The organism is Marinobacter sediminicola (assembly GCF_031157525.1).
Taxonomy (GTDB): domain Bacteria; phylum Pseudomonadota; class Gammaproteobacteria; order Pseudomonadales; family Oleiphilaceae; genus Marinobacter; species Marinobacter sediminicola.
Genome location: NZ_JAVIXR010000029.1, coordinates 1 through 1,664, shown reverse-complemented (window position 1 = coordinate 1,664; position 1,664 = coordinate 1). Strand labels below are relative to the sequence as shown.

1 protein-coding gene is annotated in these 1,664 nt (G+C 54.0%); it reads left to right on the top strand.

What is annotated here, in order from left to right:
* Positions 1 to 217 precede the first annotated feature (217 nt).
* Positions 218 to 1,564, top strand: a complete 1,347-nt coding sequence (miaB, locus tag RG807_RS17645; RefSeq protein WP_309046048.1) for a tRNA (N6-isopentenyl adenosine(37)-C2)-methylthiotransferase MiaB — start codon at positions 218 to 220, stop codon at positions 1,562 to 1,564.
* Positions 1,565 to 1,664: the final 100 nt, after the last annotated feature.

Below are 1,664 nucleotides of genomic sequence, written 5' to 3'. Positions count from 1 at the left end.
TGTGCTCGTAGCGTGTTTTGGGAAGAACCTCGCCAACTGCTTCATGCTCAAATTGTCAGAAAACCCGCATAATACCACAGCAAAACTGGCAGATTACCGAGACAACGCTGGTTGCAGATTGATCACCCCGTTATAATGCTCAGTTCTCCTTTTCAGCGCGCGCAATCCGGCCAATTTCTGCTCCGGGCGCCAAATACATCCAGTTGTGTTGAGACCCATGGCCAAAAAGCTGTACATCAAAACCCACGGTTGCCAGATGAACGAATACGATTCATCCCGCATGGCCGACCTTCTTAAAACCGGCGAAGCGGTTGAAATGACCGAATCGCCAGATGACGCCGACATCCTGCTGCTGAACACCTGCTCCATCCGTGAAAAAGCACAGGAAAAAGTGTTCCACCAATTGGGTCGCTGGAAAAAGCTCAAATCAAAGAACCCGGAACTGATTATTGGCGTTGGCGGCTGTGTCGCCAGCCAGGAAGGCCAGGCGATTCTGGATCGTGCACCCTACGTCGACATGGTTTTCGGACCGCAAACCCTGCACCGCTTGCCGGATATGATTACCGAAGTACGCATGAAAGGTAACGGCGTGGGCGTAGTGGACGTGAGCTTTCCGGAAATCGAAAAGTTCGACAACCTGCCCGACCCCGGAGCGGATGGCCCTTCTGCGTTCGTTTCCATAATGGAAGGCTGCAGCAAATACTGCACCTTCTGCGTGGTGCCTTACACCCGTGGCGAAGAAGTCAGCCGCCCGGCAGACGACGTGATCGCCGAAGTGGCTCACCTGGCCGGACAAGGCGTGCGGGAAGTGAACCTGCTGGGCCAGAACGTGAACGCCTACCGTGGCGAAACCCACGATGGCGACGTGATGGACTTGGCTGAGTTAATCACACTGATTGCCACGATCGACGGCATTGATCGCATCCGCTACACCACCTCGCACCCGGTTGAGTTTACCGATGCGATGATTGAAGTGTACGAACAGGTTCCCGAACTGGTCAGTCACCTGCACCTGCCGGTTCAAAGCGGCTCGGATCGTATTCTGGCAGCCATGAAGCGCGGCCACACGGCCCTGGAGTACAAGTCCAAGCTTCGTCGCCTGCGCAAGATTCGTCCGGATATCAGTTTTTCTTCAGATTTCATCATTGGCTTCCCGGGTGAAACCGAGAAAGACTTTGAAGACACCATGAAGCTGATCAACGATATCGGTTTCGATATGTCCTTCAGCTTCGTTTACAGCGCTCGCCCTGGCACGCCCGCGTCGGATCTGCCTGATGAAACGCCGATGGAAGTAAAAAAGCAGCGCCTTAAAATCCTGCAGGACCGGATCAACCAGACGGTGATGGATATTAGCCGCAAGATGGTCGGTTCGACTCAGCGCATTCTGGTAACCGGGCTATCGAAGAAGGATCCCGGGGAGTATTCAGGGCGCACGGAGAACAACCGCATTGTGAATTTCCGGCATGAAAATCCGGGGATTATCGGGCACTTTATCGACGTTGAGATAGTTGAGGCTTACGCTAACTCTCTTCGTGGTTTACCTGTGGATTCGGTGCTTTATTGAGCTTCGGCTCCCATGTGATTGAAGCCCGGAGTATGAGAGCGGTGGTGGCTTCCTCCCAAAAACCGCTACGAGCACATCCATGTGGGCTTGACTGCGGCCA